The following is a 14,110-nucleotide window of genomic DNA, read 5'->3' as shown; positions in this document are numbered from 1 at the left end:
ACGGATGAGGGGCGCGGCCGCGCCCCTCGGGTGACATGTATCAGTTCAGCAGCGACTGAAGCTGTTCCTTGACCTGCTGCGCCGCATCCTCGGCACCCAGATAGCCGTGCATCGCAGGCGCGATGATGTTGTCCACTGCTTCATAGATCGGCGATGCTACGCCCGCGACCTTCGAGCGTGGATCGAAAGCCGCGTGATCGGCCAGAGAGGCATAGGTCGCATTCGGCTGAAGCTGTTGATATTCGGCGCTTTCGACGGTCGCCTTATAGGCCGGGATATGTCCCGCCCCGGCCCAGTCCAGCGAATGCTTTTCCATCCAGCCGATCACCGTCAGCACCGCGTCACGGGTTTCGGCCGACATGTTCGGATCGTTCGGAATGGCAAAGGCATGCGAATCCGCCCATGTGGCGGGCTGGTCCAGCAGTTGCGGAACCTCGTTGGCGAACCAGTCGAAACCCAGCGTGCCCGCCGCCGCCTGATCCTTGAATGTCGGCACCTCCCAGACGCCGTTGATGAACAGCACTGATTTGCCACCCGCAAACAGCGCGACTGACGCCTCGTAAGAGGCCTGCTCGGGGATCAGCCCGGCCTCGCGCCAGTCGGTCATGATCTGGATGGCCTTGGCCGCCTTGGCCAGATTGTCGCCCGCCAGCACCTCGCCATCCGTGATCACCTCGCCGCCCTGCTGTTTCAGCAGGGTATAGAACACCCGCCAGACACCGCCGCCGCCGATGGTCTGAAAGCTCATCGGATCGGAAAAACCGTTCTCTTTCGCCCAGGTCAGCAACTCGGTCATCGCCTCGACCGAGTCGATGCCGGTCAGGTTGCCATCCGCATCCAGCCATTTGCTGCCGTCCAGCGCCGTCTTGTTGTAATAGGCAACAATGGCATGAATATCGAAGGGGATGGCCATCAACTGCCCGCCGGAATCCGACGCTGCCTCGATCGCGGCGGGGAAGAAATCGTCCCTTGTCAGCCCGGCCTTGCCCAGATCCTCGTCGCTGATCGGGGACAGCACGCCCTCTTCCAGCGCAAGGGGCAGGCGCGACAGGTGATAGGTCATGATGTCGGGCCCCTGCCCGACCGCGATCGAGGTACGCACCTTGGTATAGAAGGGCATGCCCCATTCCAGCGTCGTGCCCTTGATCGTGATGTCGGGATGTTCCTCGTTGAACTGGCTGATCAGCGCCTTCATGCGAACGCCGTCGCCGCCCGCCAGAAAATCCCACCACTCGACCTCGACCGCAGCCCAGCCCGGAGCGGCCAGACCAAGGGAAAGCGCGGCGGATGCCAAGAGACGTGTCAGTTTGTTGTTCATTATTTCCTCCTCCTACAGATGGACTGTGAAATTCAGCGGATCCTTTCGCCGCCCTTGCCGAACACGAACATCCGCCCCGGTTCGGGCAACAGCGCCTGCACCGTGCCGCGCATGCCGTGCCGCGCGCCGGTTTGTTGAAAGATCACGGCATCGCCACCTTCCAGGGTGCCGTGCTGATAGGACACACCGCCCAGTTCCTCGGCCACATCGACCGTGACGCGCATGCCCGCGCCCTCGGCCACGGCCAGATGCTCGGGGCGGATGCCAAGGGTGACGGACTCGCCCTCTGCGGGGCGCGCCTCCAGCGGGACGACGAATTGCAGATCGGACTGGCCGTTCAATTTCGCCTTGATGCCGTCCGCCGTATGTCCGACCACCACCGCATCGAAGAAATTCATCGACGGAGATCCGATGAACCCCGCCACAAAGCGGTTCGAGGGGTCGTCATACAGATCCAGCGGCGCGCCCCATTGCTGGACATAGCCGCCCTGAAGCACAAAGATATTGTCGGCCAGCGTCATCGCCTCGACCTGATCATGGGTGACATAGATCATCGTCGCGCCAAGCGCCTTGTGCAGCCGCGCCAGTTCCAGCCGCATCTGCACGCGCAACTCGGCATCCAGATTGGACAGCGGTTCGTCGAACAGGAACACGTCGGGCGCGCGTACGATGGCCCTGCCGATGGCGACGCGCTGCCGCTGACCGCCCGACAATTGCGAGGGCTTCATGTCGAGCTGTTCCGTCAGTTGCAGGATCGCGGCGGCCTCGCGCACCTTCTGATCGACCTCGGCCCTGGGCCGTTTGGCCAGCCGCAGGCTGAACGCCATATTCTCGAACACGGTCAGATGCGGGTACAGCGCATAGGACTGAAACACCATCGCCACGCCGCGTTTGGCCGGATCCTCGTGGGTGACATCATTTTCGCCGATGCGGATCGTCCCGGCGCTGGTATCCTCAAGCCCCGCGATCATCCGCAGCAGCGTGGACTTGCCACAGCCGGACGGGCCGACGAACACCGCAAATTCGCCCTTGCCGATATCCATATCGACGCCGCGAATGACATCGACCGCGCCGAAAGTCTTTTTGACCGCGTTCAGATGGACGCCGATTGCCTCCATGTCGTTCCCTCCCCCCGATATGCTCAGTCCAGCGCCAGCCGGACCAGATGGTACGAAAACGCGGGTAATTCGCCCCTCAGCGCGCCATCGACCATGGCCAGCCCGTCACCCTTGCGAGGGGCGATGCGCGTCGGGTTCAGGCTGGTATTCGCCTCGCGCGCGCCGGTGCCGTCACCGCCGATGATCTGATGATCGATCAGGCGCGCATTGCCGAAGCCGTTCAGCGCGGCGCTGAATTCCATCGCCTCATCCGGGCTGCGGTTGATGGCAAAGACAGTCAGTGACTTGCCATCCGGCGCCAGAACCGCCGCGATGTCCAGATAATTCACGTCCTGCGCCGCATCCTCGTCATAGCGCGGGCCATCGACCGCCACATTCAGCGCCGTGCCGCGCCCGTAAAGGCTGGCGAACTGATAGGGGAAATAGATCGAAGTCGCCCAGGCCCTGCCGCCCTTTTCGGCGCGGATCGGCGCGATGATGTTCACCAGTTGCGCGATGCAGGCGATGCGGACCCGGTCGGACCGGCGGATGAATTCGTTCAGCAGCCCGCCGACGAACAGCGCGTCCTCAAGGTTATAATCCTCTTCCAGCAGCGCGGGGGCCTCGGGCCAGTCCCACTCCTGCCAGTTCTTTGAATCCTGCTCGCGGTTGTGGTACCAGACATTCCATTCATCAAAGCAGATATGAACGTCATTCTTCGCCCGCTTTTTCGCCTTGATAAAGTCGATCACCCCGCCGATGGTCTGGATATAGCGACCGGTTTCCTCGATCTTGGCAAAGAAATTCAGGCTGTTATGGCTGTTATTACCGAAATACTTGTGCAACGAGATATAATCGACATTCTCATAGCATTCATCCAGCACCTGCCGTTCCCATTCGGGATAGGTGGCCATCTGGTCATTGGACGAGCCGCAGACAACGGTTTCGATGCCTTTGCCGAATGCCTTGATCGCCTTTGACGTCTCGTCCGCCAGACGGCCATATTCCTTGGCCTCTTTCGCGCCGATCTGCCAGGGACCGTCCATTTCATTGCCCAGACACCACATCCTGACGCCATATGGCTGTTCGATGCCATGGCTGCGGCGAAGATCGCTCCAACAGGTGCCTTGGGGATGGTTGCAATATTCGACGAAATTGCGCGCATCCTCGATGCCGCGCGTGCCCAGATTGACGGCCAGCATCATCTCGATTCCGGCATCCTTTGCCCAACCGGCAAATTCGTTGATGCCGACCTGATTTGTCTCGCGGCTGCGCCATGCCAGATCCAGCCGTACGGGTCGGTCGGATTTGGGGCCGATGCCATCCTCCCATTTATAGGCGGAAACGAAATTGCCGCCCGGATAGCGGATCGCGGGAATGTTCAGCCCACGTACCAGTTCCAGCACATCCCTGCGAAAGCCCTGCGCATTCGCGGTTGGGTGATCAGGCTCGTAAATGCCGGTATAGATCGCCCGTCCCATATGTTCGATGAACGCCGAATACAGGCGGTCGTCGATCTGCGAGATAGTGAAATCCCGGTGGATTGTGGCGCGGCTTTTCACTTTCCCCTCCTTGCTGAAGCTGGTGACAGTTCCACGCTAAGGGAAAAAGATGTTACCAAACAATTTACTTTTTTGCTGATCGCGTTACCAGAACCGGCAATAGGATCAGCCCGTCAATTTCGCCCTGACCAGCGCCAGCAACCGCTCGGCTGCGGCGGACAGCACGCGGTCGCGTGGACGCAGGATGTGATAGGGTTCGATAGTGATCGACCGGGTTGTCGGCAGCAGCACCAGATCAGCGGAATAGGGCGGCGACAGCAGCAGGTCGGCGACCTCTTGCGTGACCACGGCGATAATGTCGGAATCGCGCAGCAACGCCATGATCGCGACGACCGAGGCGGTCTTGATCAGATTCGTCGGCAGATCGGCACCTTCCTCGTGAAAGGCGATCTCAAGCGCGTGGCGGATCGGCGCGCCCCGATCCTGCATGGTCCATGTGAACCCGGCCAGTTGCGCCAGCGATACCTGCCGCGCACAGGCCAGCGGATGATCCTTGCGCACCATCAGCAGAACTGCCTCGTCCTGCGCAGGAAAGATGTCGAAGTCGCGCGAATAGTCGTCCGGCCCCAGACGGCTGAGCGTGAAATCATATTCTCCACGATCCAGCCCCCACATCAGCCGCGACGACGAGGATACGTCCAGCGTCACATCGACCAGCGGCGCGTCCTGTTTCATTTGCAATATGGCCGGGATCACGGCGGCCAGTGCCGCCCCCGTCACCGCCCCGATCCGGACGGATCCGCCCCGTCCGTCCAGATAGGCGACGAAATCCTTGGCCATCTGGTCGATGTCATGGGCCAGCTTGCGCGCGTGCCGTACCAGAACATGCCCGGCAGGCGTTGCAACCATGCCCTTGGGATTGCGGGTGAACAGCGCTGTGCCAAGCTGGGTTTCCATATCGGCCAGCATCCGCGAAGCTGCGGGAACCGTCATGCTGCATGCGTCCGCCGCCAGCCCCAGCTTGCCATGCAGCGCGATGGCCGAGACCAGCCGCAACTGCACAGGCCGCAGGGATCGCAGATACGGGCTCATCCAAAGACGTAGCGGGTGGTTTCCCTGTATTCCCGACCGGGCCGCAGAATCGCGTCGGGAAAGCCGGGGCGGTTTGGCGCGTCGGGCCAGTGCTGCGTTTCCAGCGCCAGCCCCGCATGAGGCCCATAGCGGCGCCCCTCAAGCCCCGGCACGTCGCGCATATAGGCCCCGTCATAGAATTGCAGGCCGCAGGCGGTCGTCTCGACCCGCATCGACAGCCCGCTTTCGCCCGTCAGCCATGCAACCGGGCGCAGCGGGCGCGGCCCGTCGGAAAGGCAGAAATTATGATCATAGCCCGCCGTGCCGATCACCCGCGCCGCGCGGAAATCGAACGCCGTCCCGGCGACGGGCGCGATCTGGCCAGTCGGGATCAGGTCGCTATCGACCGGTAGATAATGATCTGCCGCGATCCGCAGCCAGTGGCCGCGAATATCGCCCTGCCCGTCCAGATCGAAAAACCCGTGATGGGTCAGGTTGCATGGCGTGGGCGCGTCGCTTTCGGCGCTTAGCGTGAAATTCAGCGCCCCATCGCTCAGCAGGATTTCCGCGCGCATACGGATTTCGCCCGGAAAACCCATATGCCCGTCAGGCAGCGTCAGGGTCAGGGTCACACTGTCCCCGGCCAGGGCTTCGACCTGCCAGATCTGCGCATCGGCCCCGTCAGCGCCACCATGCAGCGTATGACGGCCCAGAAAATTCGGATCGGTCCGGCAGGTCGCGCCATCCAGATCAAAGCGCGCGCCACCGATACGGTTGGCAAAACGCCCGATCATGGCCCCGAAATAGCGCGCGCGCCCAAGATAGTCCGCCGGATCGGGCGAACCCAGCACCAGCGGATGCGTCACACCCTCCAGCCGCAGATCCTGCACGATCGCGCCCAAAGTCAGCACCTGCGCGGTCAGCCCGCCGCCGCGCAGGGTGATACGCCGAACCTTGTTCACAGGATCACCCGCGCCTCGGGCAGGCCCGGCACGGTGGCGCGTGTCAGATAGGTCAGGCCCTGCGCCTGATCCGGCGCGTCAATGCCTTCCTGCGCGGTCGTAACCAGCAGATCGCGCATATCCGCGCCGCCGAAGGCCGGGCAGGAACTGTGCCGCCCGGCGACGGCGTAATCATCCAGCCGCGTGCCGTCGGGCGCGAAACGGATCACCTTGCCCTCGCCCCAGCAGGCCACGCAGAACGCGCCTTCGGCGTCTATCACCGCGCCATCCGGGTTCAGCCCGGCAGGCCCGAGATCAAGAAACACCTGCGGCTCACCCATCGGCCAGCCATCGCCATCCAGAGGCTGACGCCAGACCACCTGACGATGTGTATCCGCATAATATGCAAGCTGACCGTCAGCCGAAAAGCAAATGGCATTCGGAATGGTGACACCCGGAACCAGCCGCCGCACCTCGCCCCGGTAAAAGCGATAGATCGCGCCCTTTTCCGGCTCGGCCCCCTTGCCCATCGTGCCGATCCAGAAACCGCCCTGCCGGTCGGCCCGCCCGTCATTCGAACGGGTCGAGCCGTCATCCGCCTCGATACCCGCCACAGGCAGCAGCGCGCCATCGGCAAGATGCAGCAGCGCCAGCCCGGTTTCCGTGCCAATCAGCATCCGGTCCCGGTCTACCCAGCCAGCAGCCGAGGCCATGCGGTCGAACCGCCAGTCCCGCGCGCCGGTCTCGTCTCGGGACAGAAGCCGACGGTTCAGAATGTCGAACCAGAAGAACTGGCCGCGTTGGGGATGCCACATCGGCCCCTCACCCAGTTCGCACACCCTGTCGTCAAAGATCTGCGCCGACATCGCCGGTCAGCCCAGATCGTCCGGCAGAACCTCTGCCGGGATGTTCTGAAAACAGACAGGGCGCAAAAAGCGGCGGATTGACAGGGTGCCGACGCTGGTGGCGCCGAAATTGGTGCTGGCGGGGTATGGGCCGCCATGGACCATCGCGTCGGCGACCTCGACCCCGGTGGGGAAGCCGTTGGCCAGCACCCGTCCTGCCTTGTGCTCAAGGACTGGCAGCAGGCGGCGGGCATCGGCGGCATCGTCCCTGTCCAGATGGATGGTCGCGGTCAGTTGCCCCTCAAAGCCGCGCGCCAGTCGTTCCATCTCGTCGATGCCACTGGCGCGGATCACCAGACCCAGCGGGCCGAACACCTCTTCGCCAAGTGCGTGATCCTGAAGATAGGTCGCCGCGTCGGTTTCATAGAGATTCGGGTTCGCCTCGCGCCCCTGACTGGCAGTCCTGTGAACCGGGGTGACGCTGTTCCTGCCCTCGAACCGGGCCTGACCGTCGCGATAGGCCGCCGCGATGTCGTCGGTCAGCATGACCTGCGGGCCGACCTGCGCCAGCGCGTCCCGCGCCGCCGCCACAAAGGCATCGCCCGCCGCGCCCTGTTCAACGACGGCGATGCCCGGATTGGTGCAGAACTGCCCCGCACCCATGGTCAGACTGCCGGCCCAGCCCTTGCCGATTTCCGCGCCACGCGCGGCGGCGGCATGGCGCAGGACGAACATCGGGTTCACGCTGCCAAGTTCGCCAAAGAACGGGATCGGCTCTGGCCGCTGCGCACACAGGTCGAACAGCGCCCGACCCCCGCCCAGACTGCCGGTAAAGCCCACCGCCCTGATCAGCGGATGCTGGACCAGCGCCGTGCCGACATCGCGCTTGCCCCCCTGAATCAGACTGAACACCCCGGCGGGCATGCCGGTCCTGCCGATGGCCGCATGAACTGCCTCGGCCACGATTTCAGCCGTGCCGGGATGGGCGGAATGGCCCTTGACCACCACCGGACAGCCCGCCGCCAGCGCCGCCGCAGTGTCGCCCCCCGCTGTCGAGAAGGCCAGAGGAAAGTTCGAGGCCCCGAACACCGCCACCGGCCCGATGGGCCGCTGGATCATCCGCAGATCGGGACGCGGAAGAGGCTGACGGTCGGGCAGCGCGGGATCATGGCGGCGGTCCAGATAATCGCCCTTGCGGATGTGATCGGCAAACAGCCGCAACTGCCCGGTCGTCCGCCCGCGTTCCCCCTGCAACCGCGCCTCGGGCAGGCCGGTTTCCTGCGCGCCGATTTCGGTGATCGCATCGGCCCGCGCCTCGATTTCGTCGGCGATGGCATCCAGAAAGGCGGCGCGCTGGTCGCGGCTGGCATAGCCATAGGCCCAGAAGGCGGCCTCGGCCGCCTCGGCCGCACGCTTCACCAGATCGACCGTGCCGACGCTGAAATCATGCGCAGGGCCATGTGCAGGCGCGGACCGGAAACTTTGGTCTGCGCCGACCCATTCGCCCGCGATCAGGTGCTTGCCATGGGGGGTAAAACTCATCTCAGCCTCTCAAAATTCGAAGTTTTCCACGATTTTCCGCGCGCCAAGGGTAAAGGCGTCCGCGACCAGCCGCATCGGCGACAGATCCACATCCGATGCCCCCGTGCGAACCAATTCGGCCATCCGGGCATAAAGCGCCGGGTATTCGCCCATGATACTGTCCTCGCCCCCTGCGGGCCTGCCGCCAATCTCAAGGATATTGCCGCCCATGCGCAAGGCCAGAGTTCCCGCGTCGGTGACAAATTCCATGTCCCAGGTCTGCGGACCCTGCTGGCGAAAGTCGAAATCGGCGCTGATATTGTCGGTGAATGTCAGGCGTGCCGCGATGGGGGCCTGACGGTTGGCGGGGAAATCCAGTTCCGCCCCGGTCAGATGGACGGGGGCGGGCAGGATTTCAGTCAGGATCGACAGCGCGTTGATGCCGGGGTCAAAGACGCCCATGCCGCCCGCCTGAAAAATCCAGTCCTGACCGGGATGCCATTTGCGCACATCCTCGCGCCAGATGATCCGGCCTTCGCGGATCCTGCGCCCCGCCAGCCCTGCCTTTGCCGCAGCGACCGCATGGGCCATGCGGCTGTGCCATGTGGCGAACAGGCTGACGCCCCGCGCTGCGGCCAGACCGGCCAGGGCATGAACCTCGGACAGGGTGGCACCGGGGGGCTTTTCCAGCATCAGGTGACGGCCCGCGTGCAGCACCGCCTGCGCGGCGGCAAAGCGCGGCACGGGGGGCAGGCACAGGCTGACCGTGCCAATATCGGGGCGCGCGGCCAGCATGTCGTCAATCGCGGTGAACGCCTGAACCCCGTCCACGATGCCCCTGCGGGACACCGTCGCGGCCAGTTCCCAGTCAGAGCTGGCCGCCAGCGCCGGAACATGCTGATCCAGCGCAATCTTTCCGATGCCGACAAGCGCAAGTTTCATCGCCGCCCCTTCCCTCAGTGGCTGTCCCGACCGACCGGATTGCCCCGGCACCCCAGCAGAAAGTCCAGATCGGCCCCGGTATCGGCCCCCATCACATGCTGCTGATGCAGCCAGGCATAGCCGCTTGCGGGGCGTTCATGAACCGGTTGCCATTCCGCCAGACGCGCGGCCAGTTCGTCATCGCCGATCTCAAGATGCAGGCGGCGGTTGGGCACATCCAGTTCGATCGTGTCGCCATCGCGTACCACCGCCAGAGGCCCGCCCGCCGCCGCCTCGGGCGAGGTATGCAGAACCACGGTGCCATAGGCGGTACCGGACATGCGCGCGTCGCTGATCCGCACCATGTCGGTGATGCCCTTTTTCAACACCTTGGGAGGCAGGCCCATATTTCCGACCTCGGACATGCCCGGATAGCCCTTGGGCCCGCAATTTTTCAGCACCATCACACAGCTTTCGTCGATATCCAGCGCGTCATCGTTGATACGCGCCTTGTAATCGTCGATGTCCTGAAACACCACCGCCCGCCCGCGATGGGTCAGCAGATGCGGGCTGGCAGCGGATGGTTTCAGCACCGCGCCCCTTGGGGCCAGATTACCGCGCAGAACCGCGATGCCGCCCTGTTCGGTCAGCGGCCTGTCGGCGGGCAGGATCACGTCCTCATTATGGTTAACCACGTCCCTGACCTCGTCCCAGATGGCGCTGCCGCTGACGGTTAGCGCATCCTTGTGCAATTGCCCCGCCTCGCCCAGACGTTTCAGCACCACGGGCAGGCCGCCGGCATAAAAGAACTCCTCCATCAGATACTTGCCCGATGGCATCAGGTTCACAATGGTCCGCACATCGCGCCCGCAGCGATCCCAGTCATCCAGCGTCAGATCGACCCCTACCCGGCCCGCCAGCGCCAGCAGGTGAATGACGGCATTGGTCGATCCGCCGATGGCACCATTTGCGCGGATCGCATTTTCAAAGGCCCGCTTGGTCAGAATATCCGAGGGCTTCAGGTCGTCCCTGACCATCTGCACGATGCGCCGCCCGGAAAGCTGCGCCATCATCCGGCGGCGGCTGTCCACTGCCGGAATCGCGGCATTGCCCGACAGCGCCATGCCCAAAGCCTCGGCCATCGAGGCCATGGTGCTGGCCGTGCCCATCACGTTACAACTGCCCGAAGACCTGCTCATCGATGCCTCGGCCTGCGTGAAATCGGCCTGCGTCATCTCTCCGGCCTTCACCGCCTCGGAGAATTTCCACAGATGCGTGCCCGAGCCGACACGCTCGCCCCGGAAATAACCGTTCAACATAGGCCCGCCGGTCACGACAATGGACGGTATGTCGCATGACGCCGCCGCCATCATCAGGCTGGGCGTGGTCTTGTCGCAGCCCACCATCAGCACCGCGCCGTCAATGGGCTGGCCACGAATGGTTTCCTCGATGGCCAGTGCCGCAAGGTTGCGAAACATCATCGCCGTAGGGCGGAACGTGTTCTCGCTGGCCGAAAACACCGGCACCTCGACCGGAAAGCCCCCGGCCTCCCACACACCGGCCTTCACCTTTTCGGCCAGTTCGCGCAGGTGGCCATTGCAGGGCGTCAGTTCGGACCATGTGTTCAGCACGCCGATAATTGGACGCCCATCGAACAGATCATGCGGATAACCCTGATTTTTCAGCCAGCCGCGATGATAGATCGCATCGCGCGAAGTGCCGCCATACCATTCCTGGGAACGCAGCCTGCGGGGCCATGGGGCGGGTTTGAAGGTCATGAAAACCTCACAGCGGCTTGACGGCGGCCGGGGCCGCATCGCCGGGTTGCTGGATCAGCGGATTGCGCAGCGGCAGGCCGAATGCGTCACAGACGATCTCGAACATGTCGCCCTGTTGCGTATTGATGCCGTCGGCAAAGGACAGGGTGGCGGTGCCGAAAAAATGCACATGAACATCGCCGGGCTGGCGGAACAGGTCATATTTGAAATGGTGATGTTCCAGATTGGCAAGGCTGTGCGACATGTTCGCCTCGCCCGACAGAAAGGGCTTTTCCCAGATCGTCGCGCCGTCACGGATCACCCGGCTGATACCCTCGACATGGTCGGGCAGGTCGCCCAACAGCATTTCAGGACCGAAACTGGCGGGGCGCAGCTTGGAGTGGGCCAGCCACAGATAATTCCCGCGCTCGGTTACATGATCGGAAAACTCGTTGCCAAGGGCAAAACCCAGACGAAAGGGCGTGCCGTCATCGCTGATCAGGTACAGGCCCGCAACCTCGGGTTCCTCGCCCGCGTCCAGCGCGAAACCGGGGCTGACCAGCGCCGCGCCGGGGGCCGCAGCGGCATGGCCGTTGCCCTTGTAGAACCATTCGGGCTGCGCGCCGATCCGGCCTGCGCCGGGCTTGCCCCCCTCCAGCCCCATGCGGAACATCTTCAGGCTGTCTGTCATGTCCTCGGGATCGGCCTTCTGATGCATGGCATCCCGCGTCGCGGCCGAGCCCAGATGCGTCAGTCCGGTCCCGGTCAGGTGCAAATGGGCGGGGTCGGGGTGATCGACAGGCAACAGCACGCGCCCTTCGGCCAGCGCCGCCACCAGATCCACCGCCGCGCCCGCACCCCGCGCGGCGATTTCATCCGCAAGACCGCGACCGGCAGCAATCGCGGCAAGCGCAAGGTCGCGCGTGGTGGTGGCTCCGGGCACAAGATGCGCGGCCTCGCCGGTTCGAACCGCTACTGCACGTGCGCCGCCGGGCAGGTTTACTTGCGACAGAAACATTCCTGATTTCCTTGTTCCTGGTAAATGCCTGAGGTGCCGCAGCGACCGTCAGCCTGAATCTTAGGCATTTCGTCCGGTGCCGGGCCGTAAGATGACGATAGCAATCTTCCGACATAATGGTAAAATGACATCTTGGCCGATCTACATACCGAAAATGATATGTCTAGCCCTCCTGCCCGCCTGATGCTGAAGCCTGCGCAATTGCGGCTGATCCAAAGCATCGCCGAACACGGCCAGTTGCAGCTTGCCGCCGAAGCCTGCCTGATGACCCAGCCCGCCGCATCACGCATGCTGTCCGAGACGGAACGCCAGATCGGCGCGCCGCTGTTCCTGCGCAAACCAAAGGGCATGGAACCGACCGAGATAGGCCAGACCGTCCTGCGACGCGTGCAGGCCATCCTGCGCGAAATGGCCAGCATGGCCTCGGATGTGGGCATGCTGCGAGACGGGCTGGCAGGCGAAATTCGCGTCGGCGCCGTCACCGGCCCCGCCGTCAGCTATCTGGTGTCCGCCATCCGCGAGGTCAAACTGCTGGCCCCGGATGCTGACATCACCGTCGATGTCCTTCCCTCGCGCGCACTGCTGACACAGCTTTCGGCAGGCGAGGTGGATTTCGTGCTGGCCAGAATCATGCCGGAATTCGACAGCCGCGACTTCAGCATCCTTCCCCTGCGCGACGAAAAGGTCAGCCTGCTGGTCCGGGCCGCGCATCCGCTGGCCCGCGCGCCCGTGGTCACATTGACCGAACTGACCGATCAGGAATGGATCATGCAGCAACGCGGCTCTCCGATCCGCGAGGCCGCGCTGAGGGCCTTTGCCAGCCTCGGCCTGCCCGAGCCCCGGAACATCGTCAACAGCCCTTCGCTGCTGCTGACCGTCGCCTATCTGGCGCAGGGCGATGCGGTCGCGCCCGTCTCGGACGAGGTCGCCCATCTGCTGATCAAACCGCCTGTCCATGCCGGTTTCACAACGCTGCGCATCCTGCGGGAAATCCGGGTTGCGCCCTACTATCTGCTGCATCTCCAACGGCGCCCCCTGTCGCCGCTGGCCACAAGGCTGCGGGACATCGTGATCCGGCATGCCCGCTCTGACGGCGGATAAAGCCTGACGACGTTTATCTGATCCTGTTGTCAAGCGTTAACTTTCTGATTTTACGCTGATGCTGTGCAGATTTGATGATCGAATCTGCTTCGTCAGCTTTACCGCCAGCCCCTGAGAATGACCGTTCCCAAGGGCCGGAGGCACGGATATTCGTCCCGTTGGGGCAACGGCTGAACGACAGACCCGACCCAGAGCCAAGCCGCATCACGCCGCCGGGCCAGCGGACGACCGTCCTCCCCGACCGCCACCTGTGTGGCCGCTTTTGTGCCGGTCCGCATCGAACGGTTGTTCGAGGTGACGGCACCATAAAACACTCCGCACCGCGCCACCAGCGGCCGACCGCTGGCCCTCGGTTACGCTTGTCATCAGGATCGCCAATGGCTGAATGCAGCCATTGGCGTTGCCACGGATCAGCCTTCAAGGCCGTTGGCATAGCTGACGAAATTTGATCTTGATCACAAAATCTGCACAGCATCAGCGCCAAATCAAAAGGTTATAGCCAGACAGAACGATCACTTTCAACGCGCCTGGCTATTTGATCCGGAACGATCCCGCCGATTGCCGCCACTCCGCAGCCGACAACGCGGCCACCACCTGTAAGGACAAAGCCAACCTGCGGCCTCGGCCCGCCGATCCGCACAGAGCAACCATCCGCCAAAGCCGGTTTGCAACCCGCCTCCATTCGGCCCACCAGGCGGCAACCCACAGCAATAGCCAGCTCCGACCCGCCCATCCCGCACCTTTTTCATGCATTCCCGCTGTGCCCCTGCAGATCGCGGCCATGCATCCTGCTTCGCTCGGCGAGTTTTCGTGCCTGTTTTCCGCTTGGGACCATTCGGGCCGGGGTGGGTGTGCACTCTGTGCTTCCGTCGAAGAGCTGCGGAAAGATTGCGCGGATTTCGTCGCGGGCCTCGGGGCTGAGCGATTTCATTGCCTCGGGGCCGGTGAACAGGGATTCCGCCTCGGTTCCGTTGGCGCGGACGATCTCGTGCCGGTCAAAGAGGATGTGGAAATATTC

The 14,110-nt window shown here is 63.5% G+C and carries 12 protein-coding genes; 1 reads left to right on the top strand and 11 read right to left on the bottom strand.

Annotated elements, in window-relative coordinates; translation table 11 throughout:
- Positions 1 to 40: 40 nt before the first annotated feature.
- The 10 genes from ACK5L9_RS17305 to araD1 form a co-directional block, all read right to left on the bottom strand.
- The gene (locus ACK5L9_RS17305; RefSeq protein WP_416912700.1) at positions 41 to 1,318 is read right to left on the bottom strand and encodes an extracellular solute-binding protein; all 1,278 of its coding nucleotides are present in this window, start codon (positions 1,316 to 1,318) and stop codon (positions 41 to 43) included.
- A 32-nt stretch (positions 1,319 to 1,350) separates the two neighbouring features.
- On the bottom strand, positions 1,351 to 2,436 hold the full coding sequence (locus tag ACK5L9_RS17300; protein ID WP_416912699.1) for an ABC transporter ATP-binding protein: 1,086 nt from the start codon (positions 2,434 to 2,436) through the stop codon (positions 1,351 to 1,353).
- Between the two features lie 23 nt (positions 2,437 to 2,459).
- Positions 2,460 to 3,977, bottom strand: coding sequence for an alpha-N-arabinofuranosidase (locus ACK5L9_RS17295; RefSeq protein ID WP_416912698.1), 1,518 nt, complete (start codon positions 3,975 to 3,977; stop codon positions 2,460 to 2,462).
- A gap of 105 nt (positions 3,978 to 4,082) precedes the next feature.
- On the bottom strand, positions 4,083 to 5,009 hold the full coding sequence (locus tag ACK5L9_RS17290) for a LysR family transcriptional regulator (protein WP_416912697.1): 927 nt from the start codon (positions 5,007 to 5,009) through the stop codon (positions 4,083 to 4,085).
- Entirely contained in the window at positions 5,006 to 5,950 is a 945-nt protein-coding gene (locus tag ACK5L9_RS17285; RefSeq protein WP_416912696.1) for an aldose epimerase family protein, read from the bottom strand. The genes ACK5L9_RS17290 and ACK5L9_RS17285 overlap by 4 nt, the downstream gene beginning before the upstream one ends.
- On the bottom strand, positions 5,947 to 6,795 hold the full coding sequence (locus ACK5L9_RS17280) for an SMP-30/gluconolactonase/LRE family protein (protein WP_416912695.1): 849 nt from the start codon (positions 6,793 to 6,795) through the stop codon (positions 5,947 to 5,949). Before ACK5L9_RS17280 ends, ACK5L9_RS17285 begins: the two co-directional genes overlap by 4 nt.
- A 6-nt stretch (positions 6,796 to 6,801) precedes the next feature.
- The gene (locus tag ACK5L9_RS17275) at positions 6,802 to 8,316 is read right to left on the bottom strand and encodes an aldehyde dehydrogenase (NADP(+)) (RefSeq protein ID WP_416912694.1); all 1,515 of its coding nucleotides are present in this window, start codon (positions 8,314 to 8,316) and stop codon (positions 6,802 to 6,804) included.
- A gap of 9 nt (positions 8,317 to 8,325) precedes the next feature.
- A complete protein-coding gene (locus tag ACK5L9_RS17270) occupies positions 8,326 to 9,237 on the bottom strand; it encodes a Gfo/Idh/MocA family protein (RefSeq protein ID WP_416912693.1) in 912 nt (303 codons plus the stop codon).
- A 14-nt stretch (positions 9,238 to 9,251) separates the two neighbouring features.
- Entirely contained in the window at positions 9,252 to 10,994 is a 1,743-nt protein-coding gene (araD, locus tag ACK5L9_RS17265; RefSeq protein ID WP_416912692.1) for an L-arabinonate dehydratase, read from the bottom strand.
- A gap of 7 nt (positions 10,995 to 11,001) precedes the next feature.
- A complete protein-coding gene (gene araD1, locus ACK5L9_RS17260; protein ID WP_416912691.1) occupies positions 11,002 to 11,991 on the bottom strand; it encodes an AraD1 family protein in 990 nt (329 codons plus the stop codon).
- A 159-nt stretch (positions 11,992 to 12,150) separates the two neighbouring features.
- On the opposite strand from araD1, the gene ACK5L9_RS17255 reads away from it, so the two are divergent.
- Complete coding sequence (locus tag ACK5L9_RS17255) at positions 12,151 to 13,092, top strand: LysR family transcriptional regulator (RefSeq protein WP_416912690.1); 942 nt, start codon at positions 12,151 to 12,153, stop codon at positions 13,090 to 13,092.
- Positions 13,093 to 13,837: 745 nt separating this feature from the next.
- Here ACK5L9_RS17255 and ACK5L9_RS17250 read toward each other — a convergent pair.
- The coding region (locus ACK5L9_RS17250) for a Hint domain-containing protein (protein ID WP_416912689.1) at positions 13,838 to 14,110 on the bottom strand (273 nt) is incomplete at its 5' end.

The sequence above is a fragment of the Paracoccus sp. (in: a-proteobacteria) genome (genome assembly GCF_047973135.1).
Classification (GTDB): domain Bacteria; phylum Pseudomonadota; class Alphaproteobacteria; order Rhodobacterales; family Rhodobacteraceae; genus Paracoccus.
This window is presented reverse-complemented; position numbering and strand designations above follow the sequence as displayed.

Excerpts from the sequence above, each read along its gene's own strand:
- ACK5L9_RS17280 (WP_416912695.1), bottom strand. The coding sequence starts at position 6,795 with ATGTCGGCGCAGATCTTTGACGACAGGGTGTGCGAACTGGGTGAGGGG.
- ACK5L9_RS17305 (WP_416912700.1), bottom strand. The coding sequence starts at position 1,318 with ATGAACAACAAACTGACACGTCTCTTGGCATCCGCCGCGCTTTCCCTT.
- ACK5L9_RS17290 (WP_416912697.1), bottom strand. The coding sequence starts at position 5,009 with ATGAGCCCGTATCTGCGATCCCTGCGGCCTGTGCAGTTGCGGCTGGTC.
- ACK5L9_RS17270 (WP_416912693.1), bottom strand. The coding sequence starts at position 9,237 with ATGAAACTTGCGCTTGTCGGCATCGGAAAGATTGCGCTGGATCAGCAT.
- ACK5L9_RS17255 (WP_416912690.1), top strand. The coding sequence starts at position 12,151 with ATGTCTAGCCCTCCTGCCCGCCTGATGCTGAAGCCTGCGCAATTGCGG.
- ACK5L9_RS17275 (WP_416912694.1), bottom strand. The coding sequence starts at position 8,316 with ATGAGTTTTACCCCCCATGGCAAGCACCTGATCGCGGGCGAATGGGTC.
- ACK5L9_RS17300 (WP_416912699.1), bottom strand. The coding sequence starts at position 2,436 with ATGGAGGCAATCGGCGTCCATCTGAACGCGGTCAAAAAGACTTTCGGC.
- araD (WP_416912692.1), bottom strand. The coding sequence starts at position 10,994 with ATGACCTTCAAACCCGCCCCATGGCCCCGCAGGCTGCGTTCCCAGGAA.
- araD1 (WP_416912691.1), bottom strand. The coding sequence starts at position 11,991 with ATGTTTCTGTCGCAAGTAAACCTGCCCGGCGGCGCACGTGCAGTAGCG.